Raw genomic sequence first — 3637 nt, 5'->3', positions numbered from 1 at the left:
CAATTCCCTACTCACTTTTAGGTGCTTAATTGAACTGCAATATCAAATTTGATGATAAAATAGACTTCAACCATATCCTATTGTTTATAAAACCTTCATTCAGCACATTTTTATCATTCAAGTGTTGACACATTTCCAACTCTATCTATAATAGCGCCCCACAACAACGCAGCAATGCAATGTTGTTTAGATGTGGGTGATTAGCTCAGTTGGGAGAGCATCGCCCTTACAAGGCGAGGGTCACTGGTTCAAGTCCAGTATCACCCACCACTTTTTAGTTAAAGTGTTCACATCTAAATTCTATATGGGTCATAAGCTCAGTTAGAAAATAGAGAGCATTACCGCTACTAACAAGTAACGGCAAAGTTCACTGGTTAAAATCCAGTACTATTTATTTAATAGTAGCGTTTTAAATTATATGTGGGTGATTAGCTCAGTTGGGAGAGCATCGCCCTTACAAGGCGAGGGTCACTGGTTCAAGTCCAGTATCACCCACCACATATAAATACCATTAAACAACTTCTCTAGTAATAACTCTTCCTTCTCATATTAAACACATTTACAAACTTTATAAAAACTCAATATATAAATCGCATTTAATAAAGAGCATCCCCACTCTTTACAAATAATGGCGAGGGTCACTGGTATCAAGCCAAGTAATCACCCACCACATATAAATACCATCAGACAACTTCTCTAGTAATAACTTTTTCCCATATTAAATACGTTTAACTCCTCTTTTTACCTTAAATACATTTCATATTTTTATTAAAATCTAAATTACCATATCAAAGCACTCATCAAATATAGCGTTTCCATTTTACTTATTTAGTTTTTAATTATGCTATTCGGCTCAGTACTTTCGAAGTTAGATAAACGTATTAGACAAAGTTAAGTACCTAATAAATACAGCTATCATTTAAATTCCCTTGTAAGGAGTTAAACTGTTGATTATAGTCTGTGTTAAATACAATTACGCTTAAGCCAATGCCAACTAAGATCTATTCAAAAGCCAAAATACTTATAGTAGAGGAGCAGCCACTTGCTCAAAGCTATATGAAACAATCGTTAGAAAGGCTTGGCTTTCGGCAGTTGCGCTTTGCTGATCATGCAAACTCTGCAAAAGAGCAGTGTTTAAGTGAAGAATTTGATCTAATAGTTTGCTCATTCAACTTAAACAAACACCAAGATGGCTACCAGCTTTATGAAGAGCTACGTGTAAAGCAGCTCATAAAAAGTTCGACTGGCTTTATTTTTATCTCAGCAGAAACAAGTGGCTCACTCGTTCATAGTGTTCTTGAGCTGCAGCCAGATGACTTTTTAGTTAAGCCTTTTACAGTACAAGAGCTTAAAACACGCATTGAACGAATCTTAAAGCGTAAACACGACTTACAAACAGTGTATTCATTAATTGATGATGGTAACGATTCAAAAGCTATTAAATTTATTGATACCGCTCTGGATAAAAAAAATAATAATTACAGTCCTATCCTACTTCGCTTAAAAGGCGATGCCCTACTTCGCTTAAAGCGTGCTCAAGATGCAAAAGACTTTTTTAAGTCTGTTCTCGATATTCAAAAATTTGCTTGGGCAAAAGTAGGTTTAGTAGAGGCACTTATAGCGAATAACGAACATATTTTGGCGCAGCGAATGCTCAAGACAATGTTAGAGCGCCAAGAAACTCGTTTAGTAGCCCTTGATTTGTTGGGCAGATTAGAAATAAAGCTAAATCAGTTTGAACTAGCACAAAGCTTTTTAAGTCAAGCAGCAGACATTGCACCGCGAAACATCACACGCCAAAAATCGTTAAGTAATGTGTCGCTAATTAATCACGACTACGAAAAAAGCTATTTAACTCAAAAAGATATAGCCACCTTTGCAAAGCACTCAATACACGACCACCCCGATGTATATTTAAATGCAGCACGTGCCGGTATCGACTTTGCGTTAACGACTGATCAAACTGATCAAATTCAACGAATTTCTAGACAAACAAATCAGTACATTAATGATTTAAAAAAACAGTTTCCTAATAATGCAAATCAAGCTCAAATTGATGTACTTAATGCACGACTTCATTACTTAAAAGACGAGCATCAAAAAGCGAAAAAGCTAATTGAGCAGCTTGATGACGACGATACTCATATCCGATCGGTTGATGGAGCACTTGATAAAGCAAAAGCATTTCATGAACTGGGGTTTCATCAGAAGGCGCAAACCTTATTCACACAAATAATTAGCCACTGTGAAAGACACCCTGCAGTTAGCGACACAACTTACTTGCGTTATATTCAGCAGCAACAAAGTGAGCGACGCGATATTAAAATGGGTCCAAAAGAGCTTAATAACCATGCCGTTAATCAATTTAATAAAGGGCAGTTAAATACTGCGCTGGAAGCTTTTACGCAAGCATTTAGAGTAATGCCTCGCAATCAGAGTATTGCACTTAATTTATTACAGTGCCTATTTGATTCAACCAAGCAATCTGGCAGCTCATTTAATATGGATCTTGCTAGAAGATGCTACGCCCTTCTTGATAAAACTAAATTACAAGCAGATCAGACGCAGCGTTTAGATAAGATTTTACATATAGCAAAAGAAATGAATTTAGATATTCAAAGCGCTAGTAAATAAAATATTAGATCTTTTTCATTGCTGCGGCATTAACGCAATAACGTAAACCTGTTGGTAATGGGCCATCTGGAAAAATATGGCCTAAGTGCGAATCGCATACGTTACAAACCACCTCTATGCGCTCCATACCATGACTTGTATCGTTTACATAACCAATCGCTTCAATTGTTGCAGGTTGCGTAAATGACGGCCAACCAGTGCCACTATCAAACTTTTCATCGGCATCAAACAATAGATTATCACAGCAAATACACACATACTTGCCAGGTTCGAGTAATGTACAACTACCCGAGCTATCTGGGCGCTCTGTTCCCTTCTTACGTGTTACGTAATATTCATCTTCTGATAGTTGCATCCGCCACTGCTCGTCAGTTTTGACTACTTTTTTACTTGGGGTAGGATTGCCGTTGGTGGCAAAGTTAATAACATCATTCCACTTCAACATAATAGCCTCATTGAATAGTTGATTAACCGTACTTAATAAATTTATAAGAAGTACGGTTAATTAATACGTTATTTAATACACTAAAGATCAGCTAAAGAGTGTTGACCGTTTAAAACTAAAACTCGTTCAATTTTAAAGGTAATCTCCTCAGCTAAAGGTAATATTTTGTTTTTCTGAGTCGGTAAGTATTCGTTTAATAAAACTATCTAGCTCTGCTTTTTTTACAGGTAAACTAACACTCATTTGGCGCTCGTTATTACTGTAAATAATTAGCTCATCATCCTTTGTTGTTATGCGTTCAATACTCTCAATAACTAACCAATTTGGACCATGCTTTTTATCAAAAAATCCCATCAAACTAAAAAGTAGTAAATGTTGGGCATCTCGCTGAATAAAATCCTCTAGCCTATTTCTTGATTTAAATAAGGGCGTTAGCCTATAAACGCTTGAGCAAAAAACAAATACCCACAACCCAAATAGCGCTTTAAACCACATAGACTCTAAAAGCTCAGTGCTAATCATTAAAATAACAAGCACTAAGCCTATTAACGATATAGC

General features: G+C 36.2%; 3 protein-coding genes and 2 tRNA genes. 3 read left to right on the top strand and 2 right to left on the bottom strand.

The genetic code is table 11. From position 1 onward, the window contains the following. Positions 1-194 precede the first annotated feature (194 nt). The 3 genes from H5072_RS14465 (at position 195) to H5072_RS14455 (ending at position 2634) form a co-directional block, all read left to right on the top strand. Positions 195-270 (top strand) — tRNA-Val (locus H5072_RS14465). Positions 271-422: 152 nt separating this feature from the next. Next, positions 423-498, top strand: a tRNA-Val gene (locus H5072_RS14460). A 489-nt stretch (positions 499-987) separates the two neighbouring features. Then, positions 988-2634 (top strand): tetratricopeptide repeat-containing response regulator, encoded by a 1647-nt coding sequence (locus H5072_RS14455; protein WP_033020645.1) that lies wholly within the window; start codon positions 988-990, stop codon positions 2632-2634. 4 nt (positions 2635-2638) lie between these two features. On the opposite strand, the gene msrB is transcribed toward H5072_RS14455, so the two are convergent. Together msrB and H5072_RS14445 are read right to left on the bottom strand one after the other, a co-directional pair. Next, a complete protein-coding gene (gene msrB, locus H5072_RS14450; RefSeq protein ID WP_024605441.1) occupies positions 2639-3079 on the bottom strand; it encodes a peptide-methionine (R)-S-oxide reductase MsrB in 441 nt (146 codons plus the stop codon). A gap of 147 nt (positions 3080-3226) precedes the next feature. Further along, a partial coding sequence (locus H5072_RS14445) for a hypothetical protein (protein ID WP_220488641.1) occupies positions 3227-3637 on the bottom strand: 411 nt, incomplete at its 5' end.

This window comes from Pseudoalteromonas sp. SR45-5 (assembly GCF_014163565.1).
Taxonomy (GTDB): Bacteria; Pseudomonadota; Gammaproteobacteria; order Enterobacterales; family Alteromonadaceae; genus Pseudoalteromonas; species Pseudoalteromonas distincta.
Note: the sequence above shows the minus strand (reverse complement) of the source record. Positions and strands in the feature narration are given on the sequence as shown.